General features: G+C 63.4%; 17 protein-coding genes. 5 read left to right on the forward strand and 12 right to left on the reverse strand.

Annotated elements, in window-relative coordinates:
- Positions 1-2: 2 nt before the first annotated feature.
- The 5 genes from BLO80_RS04500 to ppsA all read right to left on the reverse strand — a co-directional run bounded on the left by BLO80_RS04500 (position 3) and on the right by ppsA (position 5,571).
- Positions 3-248 (reverse strand): hypothetical protein, encoded by a 246-nt coding sequence (locus tag BLO80_RS04500; RefSeq protein ID WP_014337331.1) that lies wholly within the window; start codon positions 246-248, stop codon positions 3-5.
- Positions 249-312: 64 nt separating this feature from the next.
- Entirely contained in the window at positions 313-1,308 is a 996-nt protein-coding gene (locus tag BLO80_RS04505) for a zinc transporter ZntB (protein WP_092327027.1), read from the reverse strand.
- Positions 1,309-1,333: 25 nt separating this feature from the next.
- Entirely contained in the window at positions 1,334-1,825 is a 492-nt protein-coding gene (gene rraA / locus BLO80_RS04510) for a ribonuclease E activity regulator RraA (RefSeq protein ID WP_092166765.1), read from the reverse strand.
- Positions 1,826-1,951: 126 nt separating this feature from the next.
- On the reverse strand, positions 1,952-2,941 hold the full coding sequence (locus BLO80_RS04515) for an alpha/beta fold hydrolase (protein ID WP_092327028.1): 990 nt from the start codon (positions 2,939-2,941) through the stop codon (positions 1,952-1,954).
- 254 nt (positions 2,942-3,195) lie between these two features.
- Positions 3,196-5,571, reverse strand: a complete 2,376-nt coding sequence (ppsA, locus tag BLO80_RS04520) for a phosphoenolpyruvate synthase (RefSeq protein WP_092327030.1) — start codon at positions 5,569-5,571, stop codon at positions 3,196-3,198.
- A 184-nt stretch (positions 5,572-5,755) separates the two neighbouring features.
- Between ppsA and BLO80_RS04525 the strand changes: the two genes are divergently transcribed.
- Positions 5,756-6,574 carry a posphoenolpyruvate synthetase regulatory kinase/phosphorylase PpsR gene (locus tag BLO80_RS04525; protein WP_072407939.1) on the forward strand — a complete coding sequence of 273 codons (819 nt, stop codon included), beginning with the start codon at positions 5,756-5,758 and terminating at the stop codon, positions 6,572-6,574.
- Positions 6,575-6,692: 118 nt separating this feature from the next.
- On the opposite strand, the gene BLO80_RS04530 is transcribed toward BLO80_RS04525, so the two are convergent.
- Complete coding sequence (locus BLO80_RS04530) at positions 6,693-7,538, reverse strand: type 1 glutamine amidotransferase domain-containing protein (RefSeq protein ID WP_092327031.1); 846 nt, start codon at positions 7,536-7,538, stop codon at positions 6,693-6,695.
- Positions 7,539-7,641: 103 nt separating this feature from the next.
- On the opposite strand from BLO80_RS04530, the gene BLO80_RS04535 reads away from it, so the two are divergent.
- Positions 7,642-8,538 carry a LysR family transcriptional regulator gene (locus BLO80_RS04535; protein WP_092327033.1) on the forward strand — a complete coding sequence of 299 codons (897 nt, stop codon included), beginning with the start codon at positions 7,642-7,644 and terminating at the stop codon, positions 8,536-8,538.
- 191 nt (positions 8,539-8,729) lie between these two features.
- On the opposite strand, the gene BLO80_RS04540 is transcribed toward BLO80_RS04535, so the two are convergent.
- The 5 genes from BLO80_RS04540 to BLO80_RS04560 all read right to left on the reverse strand — a co-directional run bounded on the left by BLO80_RS04540 (position 8,730) and on the right by BLO80_RS04560 (position 13,364).
- Positions 8,730-8,957: an MbtH family protein gene (locus BLO80_RS04540; protein ID WP_072407945.1), complete on the reverse strand. Its 228-nt coding sequence runs from the start codon at positions 8,955-8,957 to the stop codon at positions 8,730-8,732.
- 84 nt (positions 8,958-9,041) lie between these two features.
- Entirely contained in the window at positions 9,042-10,454 is a 1,413-nt protein-coding gene (locus BLO80_RS04545) for an aspartate aminotransferase family protein (RefSeq protein WP_092327193.1), read from the reverse strand.
- Between the two features lie 96 nt (positions 10,455-10,550).
- Positions 10,551-11,072 carry a GNAT family N-acetyltransferase gene (locus BLO80_RS04550; protein ID WP_092327034.1) on the reverse strand — a complete coding sequence of 174 codons (522 nt, stop codon included), beginning with the start codon at positions 11,070-11,072 and terminating at the stop codon, positions 10,551-10,553.
- Positions 11,073-11,361: 289 nt separating this feature from the next.
- Positions 11,362-12,687, reverse strand: coding sequence for an ATP-binding protein (locus BLO80_RS04555; RefSeq protein ID WP_092327036.1), 1,326 nt, complete (start codon positions 12,685-12,687; stop codon positions 11,362-11,364).
- Positions 12,684-13,364 carry a response regulator gene (locus tag BLO80_RS04560; protein ID WP_092327037.1) on the reverse strand — a complete coding sequence of 227 codons (681 nt, stop codon included), beginning with the start codon at positions 13,362-13,364 and terminating at the stop codon, positions 12,684-12,686. Before BLO80_RS04560 ends, BLO80_RS04555 begins: the two co-directional genes overlap by 4 nt.
- A gap of 174 nt (positions 13,365-13,538) precedes the next feature.
- Between BLO80_RS04560 and dsbD the strand changes: the two genes are divergently transcribed.
- The 3 genes from dsbD to dsbG are packed head-to-tail and all read left to right on the forward strand — an operon-like array spanning position 13,539 to position 16,878.
- The gene (gene dsbD, locus BLO80_RS04565; RefSeq protein ID WP_092327039.1) at positions 13,539-15,266 is read left to right on the forward strand and encodes a protein-disulfide reductase DsbD; all 1,728 of its coding nucleotides are present in this window, start codon (positions 13,539-13,541) and stop codon (positions 15,264-15,266) included.
- Positions 15,266-16,135, forward strand: a complete 870-nt coding sequence (locus BLO80_RS04570; protein ID WP_092327040.1) for a TlpA family protein disulfide reductase — start codon at positions 15,266-15,268, stop codon at positions 16,133-16,135. The genes dsbD and BLO80_RS04570 overlap by 1 nt, the downstream gene beginning before the upstream one ends.
- Complete coding sequence (gene dsbG / locus BLO80_RS04575; RefSeq protein WP_092327041.1) at positions 16,111-16,878, forward strand: thiol:disulfide interchange protein DsbG; 768 nt, start codon at positions 16,111-16,113, stop codon at positions 16,876-16,878. The genes BLO80_RS04570 and dsbG overlap by 25 nt, the downstream gene beginning before the upstream one ends.
- 169 nt (positions 16,879-17,047) lie before the next feature.
- Here dsbG and BLO80_RS04580 read toward each other — a convergent pair whose 3' ends face one another.
- Positions 17,048-17,854, reverse strand: coding sequence for an alpha/beta fold hydrolase (locus BLO80_RS04580; RefSeq protein ID WP_092327043.1), 807 nt, complete (start codon positions 17,852-17,854; stop codon positions 17,048-17,050).
- Positions 17,855-18,002 lie beyond the last annotated feature (148 nt).

Genomic DNA, 18,002 nt, shown 5'->3' on the forward strand with positions numbered 1-18,002 from the left:
ATTCAATCAGCCTTATCAGCGGTGCGAGTAACAGGTTTACGGCGGGAAACCGGCGAGACATGGGCCGATCCGTTATTCAGGGCGATCATCAGCGCGGGCAACCAGCGGCCCAGCAGGCTGAACAGATCGCCCGCGCCGACCTGGCGGTTGGCGGTTTTCAGTACACGTCCCAGGCATGCATCGTCGTCCCGGCTGGAAGGCGAAGCCTTGAGCATGTCGCGCAAAGACTGTTCAAACGGATCGTGCATACGCACCTCTCGTGATGTCTGTGGAAGACGCGATCAAATTTCGTCGGGTCACATGAAACCTCTGTCATACCCAGCGCAAACGACGGAACAACCACCACTGTCCCAGTGCCACGCAGATCATCAGCAGGCACGCGAACATGAAACCGTAGGGGCTTTCGGAAAACGGAATACCGCCGACGTTGATGCCCAACAGGCCGGTGAGAAAACTCATCGGCAGGAAAATTCCGGTGATGATGCCGAAGCGGTACATGGTGCGGTTCATGCGCACCGAAAGGCGCCGGTCTTCGGCCTCCAGCACAAGCCCCACGCGCTCTCGAGTCAACTCCAGCTCCTCGAGGTAACGGGTCAGGCTGTTGTTCAATTCGTTCCAATAGTCGCCGTCGTCATCGAAAAACCAGGGCAGCTTGAGCCGCGTCATCTGGCCGAAGATGTCCCGCTGTGGCGCCAGGAATCGCTTGAGTCCGGCGGCCCTTCGACGGATGTGCAAAATGGCGTCGTGCTCCGGGGTATACCGTTCGTCGGTATCAAGCTTTTCTTCCTCCCCGTCGACGATTTCGGACAGGCATGTGACCAGGTCCTGCACCTTGTTGGTGAGGTATTGCGCCATATAAAGGATGAGTTCAGAGGCCGTTTTCGGCCCCTTGCCCTCGGCCAGTTGCGCCAACAGTTCATCGGTGGCGCGCAACGGACGCAGGCGCAGGGAGATCACCCGTTGGGCGGACGCGAAGATCCGTACCGACACCATGTCTTCCGGCTCGGCACCCGGGTTGAGGTTGATCCCCCGCAGAAACAGCAGCAGTTCGGCATTGGGCAACGGCAACAAGCGCGGCCGGGTGTTCTCTTCGAGCAGCAGGTCGCAGTTGAATTCGCTCAGGCCGCTGGACTTGCGCAACCAGGTGTGGGTTTGCGGATGACTGCGATCCCAGTGCAGCCACAGGCTTTCGTGGGCCTGCAACTGCAAATCGTCGAGTTCGGTCCGGGCTATGGAACGCGCGCCGCCTTTACCGTCCAGCACCAGGGCATGCACCAGCCCCCATTGCGCGTTTTCTTCCTCGAACATCCTCATCCCTTATGGCTGTGGCGCTTCATTCAGGCATTTTCAGCGGGCTTGGCGAAACGATCACGCCGTTGTTGTCGGCATAGACATACTCGCCCGGGCGGAACGTCACACCGGCAAAGGTCACCGCCACATTGAGATCGCCGATGCCGCGCTTGTCGGTCTTCATCGGATGGCTGGCCAGGGCCTGGACGCCGAGGTCGGTCTGGGCGATGACGTCGACGTCGCGGATGCAACCGTAGATCACCAGCCCTTCCCAGCCATTTTTCGCGGCTTTTTCCGCCAGCATGTCCCCCAGCAGTGCCCGGCGCAGGGAACCGCCGCCGTCGACCACCAGCACCTTGCCGTTGCCCTTGAGTTCAACCTGCTCCTTGACCCGCGAGTTGTCCTCGAAGCACTTGATGGTCACGATTTCGCCGCCGAAGGAATCGCGGCCACCGAAATTGCTGAACATCGGTTCCAACACCTGCACCAGTTCCGGGTAGGCGTCGCACAGGTCGGGCGTGAGGTAATGGTTCATCGAACAACTCCTGAAAGGCTGGAACGTCAGACTGAATGAGCAACCGTTTGTGACTGGAACTGCTTGAAGCGTCATATCTTAGCCGCAAGCCGACCGGAGCGAAATGCCCCCGTCAGAGCCTTCGCCTCAAACCGCCTCGGCCAACTGGGGCTGTCTTGCCAGCAGGGGGGCCTGTTGATCCTCGAGCCAACGCGCCACCAACGGCCAGACCTCAAGGTGAGCGGCCTTGCTGACCAGCATCTCCACATGACCGAAATCGTCTGTGAAACCCTGTCCCCGGCCCAGGCAGACAAACTGCTTGTGCACCGAGCCGATCTGATCGAAAAGTTTACGGCAAGCCCAGGTCGGGTCCTGATGATCACCCGCGGCACTCACCGCCAGCACAGGCAACTGGACATCGGCCAAGCCGGCCCACCAGTTCTTCTCGGCATCGCCGAAACGTCCGAACAAACCGTACCAACGCATGCTTTCCAGGGCCAGGCCGATGGGCTCGTCCTCGGGGCCGCGCTTGAGCCTTGAGCCGGACAATTGGGCAAAGCGCTTGAGAATGAAGCGGCCACTCCATTCCACCGGAGGGATCTTCAGTGGCCAGTAGGTCCGGCTGACCTGGGTGCCGAAAAATGCCGCCGACGCCACGGCAGGCTCGCCCAGGTAGTGGCCGCCCAAGGCTGCCGCCAGGGTGATGCCCCCCAGGGAGTGGCCGATCCAGTGGGGCACCTGCCCGCTCTGCTCACGCACGAAGGCGCCAATGGCCGGCAAGTCGTAGCGGGCGTAGTCGGCCACCCGATTGTGACGATAGCCCTGGTTGCGCTGAGAGAGGCCATGGCCGCGCATCTCGGGAATCCACACGTCGAATCCCAGGCGTGCAAGGTACGCCCCCAGGCCCAGGCCCTTGGGTGAATACCAGAAGCGCCGGTTGGAGAAACTGCCGTGCAACAGGATCACCGGGACACCACGGGTTTCACCCGCGTCGGCCATACCCAGCCGGGTGATGGCCAGTTCGACACTGGCATCCGGGCTGTTGCCGGGTTTCAAGCGATAGACATCTTCGCTCAGATCACCGCGCCGCTCGGCGCTGATCAGAGCGACAGGAAAAAGGTTGCTGCTGCTTTGCATAATGCTCTTGCACAAAAAAGGGCGGCATCTGTCAGGAGCCCGCCCTACTTCAATCAAAAAGGGGTCGCGTAACTGTAACGCTGCTCATTGAAGAGGATAAGTGAAACCGTGGCGAGGGAGCTTGCTCCCGCTGGACTGCGCAGCAGTCCCTTTTTGTGAGCGCTTCGCACTCAAGCGGGAGCAAGCTCCCTCGCCACAATGAACTTCATCAACCTTAAGTAAACAGTATTACCGTTGACCGCCCCTTCACTCGATCAGACCGCCGCCTGACCCTCGGCCAGGAAGAACCAGGTTTCCAGCACGGAGTCGGGGTTCAACGAAACGCTTTCGATGCCCTGCTCCATCAGCCACTTGGCCAGGTCCGGGTGGTCCGAAGGCCCCTGGCCGCAGATGCCGATGTACTTGCCAGCCTTGTTGCAGGCGGCGATGGCATTGGCCAGCAGCTTCTTGACCGCCGGGTTCCGCTCGTCGAACAGGTGGGCGATGATCCCGGAATCACGGTCCAGGCCCAGGGTCAGCTGGGTCAGGTCGTTGGAACCGATGGAGAAACCGTCGAAGAACTCGAGGAACTCTTCAGCCAGGATGGCGTTGGACGGCAGTTCGCACATCATGATCACGCGCAGGCCATTGTCGCCACGGGCCAGGCCGTTTTCGGCCAGCAGGTCGACGACCTGGCTCGCTTCGCCCAGGGTCCGCACGAACGGCACCATGATCTCGACGTTGGTCAGGCCCATCTCGTTGCGCACGCGCTTGAGGGCGCGGCATTCGAGTTCGAAGCAGTCGCGGAACGATTCGCTGATGTAGCGCGACGCACCGCGGAAGCCCAGCATCGGGTTCTCTTCTTCCGGCTCGTAGAGCTTGCCGCCGATCAGGTTGGCGTATTCGTTGGACTTGAAGTCCGACAGGCGCACGATGACCTTTTTCGGCCAGAACGCCGCCGCCAGGGTGCTGATGCCTTCCACCAGCTTCTCGACGTAGAAACCGACCGGATCGTCGTAGCCGGCAATGCGCTTGTCGACGCTGTCCTTGATGTCCTGGGGCAGGCCGTCGTAGTTCAGCAGTGCCTTGGGGTGCACGCCGATCATGCGGTTGATGATGAACTCCAGGCGGGCCAGGCCCACACCGGCGTTCGGCAACTGTGCGAAGTCGAAGGCACGGTCCGGGTTGCCGACGTTCATCATGATCTTGAACGGCAGCTCCGGCATGGCGTCCACGGAGTTCTTCTTGATGTCGAAGCCCAGTTCGCCCTCGAAGATGTAGCCGGTGTCGCCTTCGGCGCAGGAAACGGTCACGCCCTGGCCGTCCTTGAGCAGTTGGGTGGCGTTGCCGCAACCGACCACTGCCGGGATCCCCAGTTCACGGGCGATGATCGCCGCGTGGCAGGTACGCCCGCCGCGGTTGGTGACGATGGCGCTGGCGCGCTTCATCACCGGTTCCCAGTCCGGGTCGGTCATGTCGGAGACCAGTACGTCGCCGGCCTGGACCTTGTCCATCTCCGAGACGTCCTTGATGATCCGCACCTTGCCCGCGCCAATGCGCTGGCCAATGGCCCGGCCTTCCACCAGCACGGTGCCGGTTTCCTTGAGCAGGTAGCGCTCCATGACGTTGGCCTGGGTGCGGCTTTTCACGGTTTCCGGACGGGCCTGCACGATATACAGCTTGCCGTCGTCACCGTCCTTGGCCCACTCGATGTCCATCGGGCACTTGTAGTGCTGCTCGATGATCATTGCCTGCTTGGCCAGCTCGCTGACTTCGGCGTCGGTCAGGCAGAAACGCGCGCGCTCGGCCTTGTCCACCTCGACGGTCTTCACCGAGCGACCGGCCTTGGCTTCGTCGCCGTAGATCATCTTGATAGCCTTGCTGCCCAGGTTGCGGCGCAGGATGGCCGGACGACCGGCTTGCAGCGTGCCCTTGTGAACGTAGAACTCATCCGGGTTCACCGCGCCCTGCACGACGGTTTCACCCAGGCCGTAGGCGCCGGTGATGAACACCACGTCACGGAAGCCAGACTCGGTGTCGAGGGTGAACATCACGCCGGCGGTGCCGGTTTCGGAGCGGACCATGCGCTGCACACCGGCGGACAGGGCGACCAGCTTGTGGTCGAAGCCCTGGTGCACGCGGTAGGAAATGGCACGGTCGTTGAAAAGGGAGGCGAAGACTTCCTTGGCGGCACGAATGACGTTTTCCACGCCACGGATGTTCAGGAAGGTTTCCTGCTGGCCGGCGAAGGAGGCATCCGGCAGGTCTTCGGCGGTGGCCGAGGAACGCACGGCGACGGCGATATCGGGATTGCCTTCGGACAGCTTGGCGAAAGCGGTGCGGATCTCGGCGTTCAGTTTCTCGGGGAACTCGGCTTCCATGATCCATTGACGGATCTGGGCACCGGTCTTGGCCAGGGCATTGACGTCATCGACGTCCAGGGCATCGAGCGCATCGTGGATCTGCTTGTTCAGGCCGCTCAGCTCCAGGAAATCACGATAAGCCTGGGCGGTCGTGGCGAAGCCACCTGGCACCGATACACCGGCACCGGCGAGGTTGCTGATCATCTCGCCCAGGGATGCGTTCTTGCCCCCCACATGCTCCACATCATGGACGCCGAGCTTATCGAGGGAAACTACGTACTCTACCAAGGTGATCTCTCCACTGACTGTGTTGGAAAAGCTCAAGGCACCGGCGGCTCCAGGGGAGCGCCTGCCGGCGATATGGCCTGGACCTGGAAAATAAGTGAGAATGCAGGCCACTGGTGGCCGGCAAATCGCGCCTATCATATCCAAGAATCGTCACTAGCTCACTAGCTTAAGGCCCAAGGCGCAAATGAAACGATCTGCTTTCTTTATCTCCGACGGCACCGGCATCACGGCCGAAACGCTAGGCCAAAGCCTGTTGGCACAGTTCGAAAACATTACCTTCGCCAAGATGACACGTCCGTACATAGACAGCGTCGACAAGGCGCGGGCCATGGTACAGCAAATCAATAAAGCCGCCGAAACCGACGGTTTTCGCCCGATCATCTTCGATACCATCGTCAATCAGGACATCCGTGAGATTCTCGCAACGTCCAATGGTTTCATGATCGACATTTTTTCCACCTTCCTGGCGCCCCTGGAACAGGAACTGAGCGAGCATTCCTCCTACTCGGTCGGCAAGTCCCATTCCATTGGCCACAACTCCAACTACATGGAGCGGATCGAGGCGGTCAACTTCGCGCTGGACAACGATGACGGCGCCCGCACGCATTATTACGACAAGGCCGACCTGATCCTAGTGGGCGTGTCGCGTTGTGGTAAGACACCGACGTGCCTGTACATGGCGATGCAATTCGGCATCCGCGCGGCCAACTATCCGCTGACCGAAGACGACATGGAGCGCCTGCAATTGCCCAGCGCCCTGCGCGCCCACCAGCACAAGCTGTTCGGCCTGACCATCGACCCGGACCGCCTCACGGCGATCCGCAACGAGCGCAAGCCCAACAGTCGCTATTCAAGCTACGCCCAGTGCGAGTTCGAAGTGCGCGAGGTGGAAAACCTGTTCCGGCGGGAGAACATTCCCCATATCAACTCCACGCATTTTTCCGTGGAAGAGATTTCGGCGAAGATCCTGGTGGAGAAAGGGGTGGAGCGGCGGTTCAAATAACCAGACGGTGTGCCGGAAAACCTGTGGGAGCGAGCTTGCTCGCGATTGCGGCGGGTCAGCAAGATCAATGTTGGCTGACACTCCGTCATCGCGAGCAAGGGATAGGAAGTCTTCCGGCCTAGGGTTTCAACCGCTCAACCAACGCCTGCCCCACCGCCAGCGCCGAGGCCGGGTTCTGGCCGGTAATCAGTTCCCGATCCGTCACCACATGGGACGTCCACGGCGTGGTGTTGCTGCTGTACTGCCCGCCAGCCTGCTGCAACGCGGTCTGTGGGTAGAATTTCATGCTCCCACCGCCCAGCAGCCCCTTGGCCAGCTCTTCTTCCTGATTGCTGATCACCGTCATCCTGTACCCGGCATAGATCCAGCCGGCCTTGGCCGAGGCCTGGCCTTTGCTAGCCAACTGGCCAACGAAGCCCTTGGCATCAGGCAGGGTCGACAGCAAGGCGATCGGCCCGTGGCAGACCAGCGCGGTGGTCTTGCCCTGGTCATGGAAGTGCGTCAATACCCGCCCCAGCGGTGCGCTCGTGAGCAAATCCTGCATGGGCGCATGCCCGCCGGGAATGTACAAGGCATCGAACTGTTCCAGACCGATCTGCTCGACACGGGCCAGGCTGATCACCGGTGAGTCCTTGGCCGAAGTGATGTTCAGTTGAGCCAGCAACGCCTGGTAGCGCTCCAGCTCCGCCGGGTCATTGTTGAAGTACATCTTGTCCACCGAGGACCGGTCCAGCGTCGGCGCCTTGCCCTGCGGGGTGGCGAACGTCACGTGGTGACCGGCATCCAGCAACAGCTTCACCGGTTGCAGCAATTCGTTGAGGTAAAACCCGGTGGAGAAGACCTTGCCCTTGTTCAGATCCAGATGATCGGAATCCGACAGGACCACCAGCACGTTATCGGCATGGGCCGCGACGCCAATACCCGCCAGAACAACAGACGTTGCCAAGGTCGTGAGCTTTTTCATGATGACTCCAGGATGCTTCGATAAAAGATGCGCTCACTGTATTGATGCGCTCACCGGCGATAAACTGGTGTACCGGAACATCACTTGGCCTCTGGAGGCAACAATGGCCCGTCGATTCGATTACCTGGCCGACGTGGAAGCCTTCGTCACGGTCGTGGAAAAAGGCACGCTCAGCGCCGGTGCCGTGGCGCTGGGCACCACGCCTTCGGTCCTGAGCCGCGCCATCTCCCGCCTCGAAGCCCGGCTCGGGGTGCAACTGTTACGACGCACGACCCGGCGGCTGAACCTGACCGATGCCGGCACGTTGTACCTGGAACAGTCGCGCTCGGCCTTTGCCCTGATTGACGACGCCGAGCGGCGAATCCAGGGCCAGGACGGTGTCTTGACCGGTCGCGTGCGCTTGAGCGTGCCGACCACCTACGGTCATTACCGCCTGCCATCGCTGCTGTCGCGTTTCGCCGAGACTTACCCGCAAGTGCGGGTCGAGCTGAGTATCACCAACCGCAATGTCGATCTGGTGGCCGAGGGGTATGACCTGGCGATCCGCCTTGGGCCGCTGCCGGACAGCGGCCTGGTCGGGCGCAAGCTCGAAGACGCCCGCCTTTGCCTGGTGGCCGCGCCGCATTACCTGGAGCGCAACGGAACGCCCCGGCACGTCGATGAACTGGCTGCCCACGCCTGCCTGCCTTTCGTAATGCCCAGCAGCGGACGCATCGCACCCTGGCTATTTCGCGACAATCATGAAGAACGGGAATGGCTGCCGACGGGCACTGTGCAAGTGTCCGATGATGTATTGGGCATCGTGTCCCTGGCACAGGCCGGGATGGGGATCTGCCAGACCTATGAATTCATTGTCCGGGAGCGAATCGAGCGCGGGGAACTGGTGGCTTTGCTGGAGGACTTTGGCGGGCGCAGCCGACCCTTTTCAATCATCTACCCACCCCATCGGCAATTGCCGGCGGCGGCACGGGCGTTGATTGATTTTTTGATCGAGCAATAGCTGGTAACGCCGGTCGGCCTCTGTGGGTGCGAGCTTGCTCGCGATTGCGGAGTGTCAGCGGGCATCAATGTTGCCGATCCACCGCTATCGCGAGCAAGCTCGCTCCCACAGGGGTTCTGATGTGACTGCAGGATTTGTCTTCTCCCGCAGCCTTCCTGTGGAAAGCTTGCTTGCTGCCACAGGCTCTACATTCAGTGGGCCGCAGCCGCCTGCTCGTCCATTTTCTTGCGCAGGCTCAGCGGGCGCATGTCGGTCCAGACTTCTTCGATGTAGGCCAGGCACTCCTTCTTGAAGCCGCTTTTACCGACGGTACGCCAACCCTCGGGGATGGCCTTGTAGTCTGGCCAGATCGAATATTGCTCTTCGTGGTTGACCACGACCTGAAAGACGATGTCCTCGCGGTCGAATACTGAAGTCATGGGTGTCTCTCCATCTTTGCTCGAGGTTCGCTGCGTCACATGCGCAGCCAGGATATGAAAGGAACGTACGGGGCCGGGTGAAAATTAGTTGTCTTTGACCGCCGCATGCAGGGCTCGCCCGAAAATCTCGGCGACCCGATCGATTTCGGCCCGGGTGATGATCAACGGTGGCAGGAACCGCACCACGCCGCCCTGGCGACCGCCCAGCTCCAGGATCAGCCCGCGCTTGAGGCATTCGCGTTGCAACCGTGGCGCCAGCTGGGCATGCACTGGCGGATGGCCCAGGGCGTCCGGCTTGCCCGCCGGGTCCACCAACTCGACACCGAGCATCAGCCCGCGACCGCGGATATCGCCCAGTTGCGGGAAGTCCCGCTGCAGGATGTGCAGGTGCTCGCCCAGGCGTTCGCCCATGGCGGCGGCGTGGGCCGGCAGGTCGTGCTCACGCAGGTAGCGCATGACCGCGGAGCCGGCGGCCATGGCCATCTGATTGCCGCGGAAGGTCCCGGCGTGAGCGCCCGGCAACCAGGTGTCGAGCCAGTCGCGGTAAACCACCACCGCCAGCGGCAGGCTGCCGCCAATGGCCTTGGACAACACCACCACGTCCGGGATGATCCCGGCATGTTCGAAGGCAAACATCTTGCCGGTACGGCCGAAACCGCTCTGGATTTCGTCGACGATCAACGCCACCCCTGCCTGCTCGGTGATCCGCCGCAAGCCGCGCAGCCAGTCCAGGTCGGCGGGAATGACTCCGCCCTCGCCCTGCACCACTTCGACGATGACCGCCGCCGGCAATTGCACGCCGGCCTCCGGGTCGTTCAGTAGGTTTTCCAGGTAATGCAGGTTGGCCTTCACGCCCTCGACACCGCCCAGCCCGAACGGGCAGCGGTAATCGTAGGGGTATGGCATGAACTGCACGCCGCTGCTGAGCAAGGCGCCCAAGGGTTTCTTCGGCCCCAGGCTGCCCATCAGGCTCAATGCCCCCTGACTCATGCCGTGATAACCGCCCTGGAACGACAGCACCGTGCTGCGTCCGGTCGCGGTACGCACCAGCTTGAGGGCGGCTTCCACCGCATCGGTACCGGTGGGCCCGCAGAACTGGATCTTCGCCTCGGCGGCCAGCTCTACCGGCAACAGGCCGAACAGGTCCTGGACGAAGCGGTCCTTGACCGGCGTGGTCAGGTCCAGGGTGTGCAACGGCAGCTCGTCGGCCAACACCTGCTGGATCGCCTCGATCACCACCGGGTGGTTATGCCCCAGCGCCAGCGTGCCGGCGCCGGCCAGGCAATCGATGAAGGTGCGCCCCTCGACGTCCTCGACATACAACCCCTTGGCGCGCTTGAGCGCCAGGGGGATGCGCCGTGGATAGCTGCGGGCATTGGACTCCTGCCGACTCTGGCGAGCCAGCAGCGGCGACTCATTGAACTGGTAGAGCGTCTCGGCCGGCACGGGGCTGACCCGGGCCGGCTGTGCTTCGATAAGGCTGTTGGCGACTGACATCTCTCGACCCCGCAGTACGTAGTGACCCAAACGACACACCGGGCAGGTGCGCATCCGGTCGGGGCGCACATGCAGGTTTCCTGTAGTGGAAACGCATCAGCCACGGGGGGATTTACTCGCAGGCAGCACTTTCTCCTGTGGCGCGATCAATGGCTTGTGCATCGCAATGGCCTTGACCCCGCCGATGGCGAAGGCGTCAGCGCTTTGCTCGAACCCCAGGTGTCGATAGAACGCCTGGCTGCTACGGGTGCTGTTGAGGCGCACCCGGGCCACCCCGCGCCCGCGCAGCCAGGCCTCGATGTCCCGCACCAGCGCCTGGCCGACACCGCGGCGGAAGGACTCCGGCTGTACGTAGCAGAAGGCGATCCGGCCACTGGCCGAGGCCATGGCGACACCCGCCGGCCGGCCCTGCAAACGTGCCAGGGTCAGGCGCAAGCGTGGGTCGACCAGCCAGGGGCGGATATGCGCGAGGGTGTTGTTGCGTACCCAGGCGGCGACGACAGTGGGGTCGTTGCGGTGTTCGGCGGCACACCCGACCCGGATGGAGCGTTCGGCGATCCGGCTGATGATGCCGGCATCACTGGGCGTGGCCGTGCAGATTTCGATGAAGGTGTCCATGGCGCGGTTTTCCTCAGTCCTTGAGTCGAGCTGAAAAAAACATAGACCCGGATAAGGCCGGGGCGCCAATGGCAGGTCGTTACAGCAGATGTACAAAACCCACGCCGAAGGATGCCCAGTGCCCTTGGGTCGTAGCCTGAATCATTGTGGCGAGGGAGCTTGCTCCCGCTGGACCGCGAAGCGGGCCCAAATCCGTCGCCCGGAACCACCAGGCTCACCGCGCCCGCTGGTTTGGGGCTGCTGCGCAGCCCAGCGGGAGCAAGCTCCCTCGCCACGGCCCCTCTTTGGATCAGGGGTGCTGCACCGGCATGGTCAACTCGACCCGTAGCCCATCCGGGCGGCTGTCGAAATGCAGGCCGCAACCGCAACGCTGGACGATGGCCTGGACGATCGCCAGTCCCAGCCCGCAACCGGTGCTCTGGCCGTTGCGCCAGAAGCGTTGGGTCAAGTGCTGGATGTCGTCGGCGGCGATGCCGGGGCCATGGTCGCGGACCTGGAAACGCACGCGCTGGCCGATCATCTCCAGGCTCAGTTCCACATCGGTATCGTCCGGGGTATGGCGCAGGGCGTTGTCCAGCAGGTTGCGCAAGGCGGCGATGGAGAGCACCGCCGGCATCTGCACCGGCGCGTCGGACAGCCCTGGGGCCAAGTGCAATTTGATTCGCCGGGACTCACTGCTGGCCGCGTCCTGGATCGCCAGTCGCGCGACCTGCTCGGCGTTGCAGTGCACGCCGTCGTCGAACGACAGGCTGCCTTCGACCCGAGCCAGCAGCAGCAACTGTTCGAGTGTGCGATGCATGCGGTCGGCGCCCTCCTCGGCCCGGGCCAGGGATTGGTCGCGGGCGGCGCCCTCGGTCATGCGCGCCACTTGCAGGTGCGTCTTGATGGCGGTCAGCGGGCTGCGCAGCTCGTGGGCGGCGTCGCCGGTCAGCCGTCGCTCGCGCTCGATGGTCTTGCCGATGCGCAGGAACAGCTGGTTCTGGGTCTCCAGCAATGGTCGCAACTCGCTGGGCAGCGGGTGGATCTGCAAGGGCTCCAGGGAATCGGCATTGCGCCGCATCAGCGCATCGCGCATGCGATTGAGCGGCGCCAGGCCCTGGCCGATGCCCAGCCACAACAGGCACAGGCAACCGAGCAACGCCACGCCCACCGGCACCGAGGCGGCCAGCAGTATCGACATGTTCAGGGCTTCGCGCTCGATCTGGCGGTCGGCGGTGGTGATGCGCAAGTCCCCTCGGGCCAGGGTGAAGCTGCGCCAGGGCGCACCGTCAATCATCTGGTCGTGGAAGCCCATTTTCTCGGCTTCCAGGGCCTGTTCCGGGGTGCCGTGGCTGCGGGCCAGAATCTCGCCACGCAAGGAACTGACCTGACAGGCCATGCCGCCGGGAATGCTCAATTGCTCGGAGCTCAAGTGGGTGCCCTCGCCCTTGCTGGGCAACGGCGGCATCTGTTCCAGCAACCCGGCAACCATCCGCGCCGACGCCACCAGGCGCTGGTCGAGGGAGAACATCATCTGATTGCGCAGGTCACTGAGCATCCACGCCGCGGCCAGGGCCCAGATCAGGGCGAAGGCCGCGCCGAGGGTCAGGCTCAGGCGCAGTCGCAGGCTCATCACTTGGAGGGTTCTCCGCCGTCGGCCGGCCCCAGGCGATAGCCCAGGCCGCGCACGGTCTCGACAATGCCGTTACCCAGCTTGCGCCGCAGGTGGTGGATATGGACGTTGAGGGCATTGCTTTCCAGCTCGTCGTTGAATCCGTAGACGCTGTCCTTGAGTTGCTCGGTGGACAGCACCCGGCCGCGACTGTGCAAGAGCGCCTGCAACAGCGATTGCTCGCGCCGGGACAGATCCACCGGCTGGCCGTCCAGGGTGGTTTCCCGGCTGGTGGGGTCGTAGGTCAGGCGACCGTGCTCGATCAGGTTGACGCTGCGCCCCGCCACGCGCCGCAGCAATGTGTGCAGGCGCGCCGCAAGCTCGCGCAGGTCGAAGGGTTTGAGCAGATAGTCGTCAGCCCCGGCCTGCAAGCCATCGACCCGGTCGGTCACCGAGTCACGGGCGGTGAGGATCAGCACCGGCGTCTCCAGCCCCTGCTGGCGCAATTGCCGGAGCAGCTTGAGACCGTCCTCATCGGGCAATCCCAGGTCCAGCACCATGACATCGAACTCCGCCACGCCGACCATCGCCCGCGCCGCCGATGCGGTGGCCACGTGCTCGACCGTCAGGCCCTGCGCCGTGAGGCCGGCGACGATCCCGCTGGCAATCAACTCATCGTCTTCGCAGACCAGTACGCGCATGGTAAGCCCCGTGGAAAAAGGTACATTAGGCCGCTGGCCGATTAAGCCGACATTATGCGACGAGTACGGCAAACGTGGCGATCATTGCGGCCTGCCGGTCGCCGCCGGGTTAATCGACGGTTAATCGCCAGTCGCCATTGTGTTTTCCACTCGCTTCGTTCTAAGGCTTTATCCATGCGTCGATTGTTTTTGCTGTGGCTGCTGCTGATCTCGGGCCTGGCCCAGGCCGCCAATCCCTTCGAGACCAAACCCGATTTCCTGCCGGTGGAAAAGGCATTCGTGTTGACCTCCGAACGCCTGGATTCCGGTGAAACGCAGCTGTTCTGGCAGATTACCGATGGGTACTACCTGTATAAGCAGCGGCTCAAGTTCGATGGCCTGGCCGAGGCGCAGAAACCCAGGTTGCCAGAGGGCGAGGCCCACAGCGACGAGTTTTTCGGCGACCAGCAAGTCTATCGCCAGGCGCTGGAACTGAAGATCCCCGCCGGTGCCACGGGCAAGATCAAGGTGGGTTTCCAGGGCTGTGCCGATGCCGGCCTGTGCTACCCCCCCCAGACCCAGGTGATTGACCTGGGCGGCAGCGCACCGGCGGCGGTGACCGGCGAGGCGCCGGACCAGGCCCTGGCCAGCGGCCTGCAGCAACGGGCCTTGGGCTGGAGCCTGCTGGTGTTCTTCGGCCTGGGCCTGCTGCTGGCGTTCACCCCTTGTTCGCTGCCGATGCTGCCGATCCTGGCCGGGCTGGTGGTGGGCAGCGGCGCCGGGCCGAGACGCGGCCTGGCCTTGGCCGGCAGCTACGTGATCAGCATGGCCCTGGTGTATGCGGCCATGGGCGTGCTCGCCGCCCTGCTGGGGGCCAACCTCCAGGCACTGCTGCAACAACCGTGGCTGCTGGGCAGCTTCGCGGCCGTATTCGTGTTGCTGGCGCTGCCGATGTTCGGCTTCTTCGAGTTGCAATTGCCGGCGGCGCTGCGTGATCGCCTGGAAAACGCCGGGCGCCAGAGACGCGGTGGCAGCCTGGTGGGTGCCGGCGTGCTCGGCGCCCTGTCCGGCCTGTTGGTGGGCCCGTGCATGACCGCCCCGCTGGCCGGCGCCCTGCTGTACATCGCCCAGAGCGGCAATGCGCTGCACGGCGGGTTGATCCTGTTCACCATGGGCATCGGCATGGGCCTGCCACTGTTGCTCCTGGTGACCGTGGGCAACCGCTTCCTGCCCAAGCCCGGCGCCTGGATGAACCTGCTCAAGGGCGTGTTCGGCTTCCTGTTCCTGGGCACCGCGCTGCTGATGATTCGCCCGATCATCGACGGCTCGCTGTGGATCGGACTGTGGGGCGTGCTGCTGTTGATCGCCGCCTACAGCGCCTGGCGCCAGACCGAAGGCTTCGGCCGCATGGCCTACCTCTGCGGCAGCGCCTCGCTGCTGTTCGGCCTGTGGGGTAGCCTGCTGGTGATTGGCGCGGCGGGCGATGGCGATGATTTCTTCCACCCCCTGAAGGTCTACGCCGGCAGCGAGGGTAGCGCGACCGTCAGCGCCCACGATACATTCACCACCGTCAGCGAGCCTATCGCCCTGCAACGGGAACTGGACGCCGCCAAGGCCCAGGGCCAGTGGGTGCTGCTGGACTATTACGCCGACTGGTGCGTGTCCTGCAAGATCATGGAGAAACAGGTCTTCGGCCGCGCCGAGGTGCTGGACGCCCTGCAAGGCGTGCGCCTGCTGCGCCTCGACGTCACCGCCGACAGCCCCGCCAGCCGCGCGTTGCTGAGCCGTTACCAGGTACCGGGGCCGCCGAGCCTGCTGTGGATCGGCGCCGACGGTGAAGAGCGCCGCGGCCAGCGGATCACCGGGGAAGTCGACGCCAAGGCGTTCCTGGAGCGCTGGAACCTCACCCGGGACGCACGCTGATGCTGACGTTCACTCTGGGCACCTTCGCCATCGCCCTTAACCATCTGTTGCTGATCAGCGCCTTGGCCCTGGCGACCTTCGTCGGCTGGCGGGTGGCCAGGCGCGGTGGCGAGAACCCTGAGTCGGTGCTGTTCGTGCTGTTTCTGCTGGGGCTTTTGGCCGCACGGATCGGCTTCGTCGTTGCCTATTGGCAACATTACCGGGACGACCCGTGGCAGATCGTCGACCTGCGGGACGGCGGTTTCCTCGCCTGGCCGGGGATCGTGGCGCTGCTGATGGGCGCCTTGCTGTGGGCCCGGCGCCGCCCGGCCCTGCGCCGCCCATTGGGCTTCGGCGTCGGCAGCGGCTTGCTGTTCTGGCTGGTGGCGACCCTGTCGTTGACGATTTATGAACAAGGCACTCGGCTGCCGGACATCACCCTGCGCACCGCCGACGGCCAGACCGTGAAGCTCACCGACTACCAGGGCGGCCCGCTGGTGATCAACCTCTGGGCCACCTGGTGCCCACCCTGCCGACGTGAAATGCCGGTGCTCGAAGAAGCCCAGCAACAGCGTCCGGACCTGACCTTCCTGTTCGTCAACCAGGCCGAAAGCATGCAAAGCGTCAGCACCTACCTGGCCACCCAGGGCTTGAGCCTGACCAACGTGTTATTCGATGGCAGTGGCCGCCTCGGCCAGGCCGTGGGTTCCATGGCCCTGCCGACCACCCTATTCTACAGTGCCGACGGCCGCCTGCTGGGTAGCCACCTGGGCGAATTGTCGGAAGCGAGCCTGGCCCGCGCCCTGGAAAACTTCGAAACGCCGGATTCGTCCACGACGCCCCACTCCGCCACAAGGAAACCGCCATGCCCCGCCTCCGCCACCTGCTGACCCTGGCCGTCGCCGCCGCACTGTCGCAGGCTCCGCTGCTGCAGGCCGAAGAGTTGCCTGCGGCCATCAAGAAGATCGAAGCCAAGGGCGCGAAAATCGTCGGCACTTTCGAGGCCCCGGACGGGTTGCGCGGTTACGCGGCGCAATACCAGAACCGCGGCATGGCGCTGTACCTGACCCCGGATGGGCAGCACGTCCTGCTGGGCAACCTGTACGACGCCGAGGGCAAGGACCTGAGCGCCGAGCCGCTGCAAAAACTGGTCTATGCACCGATGGCCAAGGCCATCTGGACGAAGATGGAAGCGAGCAACTGGATCGCCGACGGCAACAAGGACGCACCGCGCACGGTGTACCTGTTCAGCGACCCGAACTGCCCGTACTGCAACATGTTCTGGGAACAGGCCCGGCCTTGGGTCAAGGCCGGCAAGGTGCAGTTGCGCCACATCATGGTGGGCATCATCCGCGAAGACAGCCCGGGTAAATCCGCCGCCTTGCTGGCCGCCAAGGACCCGGAAAAAGCCCTGGCCGAGCATGAAAAGGCCGGCAAGGGCAGCCCGCTCAAGCCGCTCAAGGACATACCGCCCGCCATCCAGGCCAAACTGGACGCCAACCAGCAGTTGATGGACGAACTGGAACTGTCCGCCACCCCGGCTATTTTCTATCTGGATGAAAAAGGCGACCTGCAACAGCAGCAAGGCGCGCCGTCACCGGACAAGCTGGTGAAGATTCTCGGGCCGAAGTGACCGACAACCACTGCAGCCACCTGTGGGAGCGAGCTTGCTCGCGATGACGGCAGCTCAGTCAGCATTGAGGTGACAGGCACATTGCAATCGCGAGCAGGCTCGCTCCCACAGTGGATTTGCATCGATTACAAAATCCCAGTGGGAGCGAGCCTGCTCGCGATGCGGTGGATCAGCCGCGCAAGGCCTTCAGCAACGCCTCGGTCACGAACTGCGGATTCTCAAGATTGGAAATGTGCCCCGCGTCCGGGACCAGCACATGCAGGCAGCCAATCAGTTCGGCCATTTCCAGTGCCTCGGACGGTGGCCTTGGTTTGTCCTGGTCGCCGCACATCACCAGGGTGCGCTGAGCGTTGAGCTCATGCAAACGCCCCCGCATGTCGTCCCGACCGAAAATGATCCGCCCCAGCGGTACGATGCTGGCGCGCAGGCGATCGGTCGGCAGCGCGGCCAATGTGGCGCGAAACTGCTGGTACAGCGCCGACTGCGGATCGATACCCGGCCGGAAGAAGATCGGCACGACGATGTCCAGCAACGGCTCGGGAACGCTGCCGCTGGCTTCGATCTTGTCGAACAGCGAGAAATAGTACTGGCGGGTCTGCTCCGGCTCGACGCCCACGTAAGTATCCATCAGCACCAGCGACTGGATCCGCGTGGGCGCCGCCAGCGCCAGCCGCGTCCCCCACATCCCGCCCACCGAAAGCCCCACCAGGTGGAAGCAGTCGATGCTCAAATAATCCAGCAGCTCCATCATCTGGCGGGCCATATCGTTCAGCGAACTCATGCCTTCCGGCATCTGCCCGGACTGGCCATGGCCCCAAAGGTCCGGAGCGATGACCCGGTAATGCCTGGACAACACCTCTATCTGCGGCGCCCACATGGCGTGGTCCCACAGGTAGCTGCCGCCCAGCAACACCACCGGGCCCTGGCCCTGGTCCAGGTAGTGAAGCGGTTGTCCGTCGATCGTTGCAAAGGGCATGGGTGACCTCCTTGTTTGAGTCTGGAAAAAAGCTTGGGAAGACTGAGCCGCGAAGCGCGAGGCGTCAACCTTGGGTTTTGCTGTGTCAGGACTGACGCTATCGCGAGCAAGCTCGCTCCCACAGGGTTTTGTGAACGACGCAAATCCC

This window comes from Pseudomonas sp. NFACC56-3 (assembly GCF_900100025.1).
GTDB lineage: Bacteria > Pseudomonadota > Gammaproteobacteria > Pseudomonadales > Pseudomonadaceae > Aquipseudomonas > Aquipseudomonas fluorescens_AA.